Origin of the sequence: Microbacterium sp. 18062, assembly GCF_902706225.1 — a bacterium.
In the GTDB taxonomy this organism is placed as follows: Bacteria; Actinomycetota; Actinomycetes; order Actinomycetales; family Microbacteriaceae; genus Microbacterium.
This window is the reverse complement of record NZ_CACSKB010000699.1, coordinates 1-380: the sequence shown is the minus strand read 5'-3', so window position 1 is coordinate 380 and position 380 is coordinate 1. Positions and strand designations below refer to the sequence as shown.

Below are 380 nucleotides of genomic sequence, written 5' to 3'. Positions count from 1 at the left end.
GGATGTGATCGACGCCCATCCGGGCGACCAGGGCGCGCGAGCGCTCGAACCGCAAACCGGAGGCACCCGCCCGGCACAGGATGGCATTGCCCAGGTGCCGGACCTGCGACTGTCCGCGGAAGTCGGCGACATCCTCCGGCCGGATGGCGAACTCCCAGAACGGCGCGACGGCCTCACGCCAGGCCGCGGCCTGAAGCAGACCAGGCCCGTCCCCGCCCATCTCCAGGACTGATTTCGACCGCATCACCCGAGTCGTGCATCCCGACATGCACGTGCGCAGCCGGCCACGTGCTGATGTCAGGTGCTGGTTTGCAGATCAAAGGTCAAGGTTCCACAGCTGGAATACCGGATTAACGCGTTGATAGCACTACGTAGAATAT

General features: G+C 64.7%; 1 protein-coding gene. It reads left to right on the top strand.

The annotated features are described in order from the left end of the window. On the top strand, positions 1–232 hold a 232-nt coding region (locus GVL03_RS22530), incomplete at its 5' end, for a hypothetical protein (RefSeq protein WP_235038311.1). Positions 233–380: the final 148 nt, after the last annotated feature.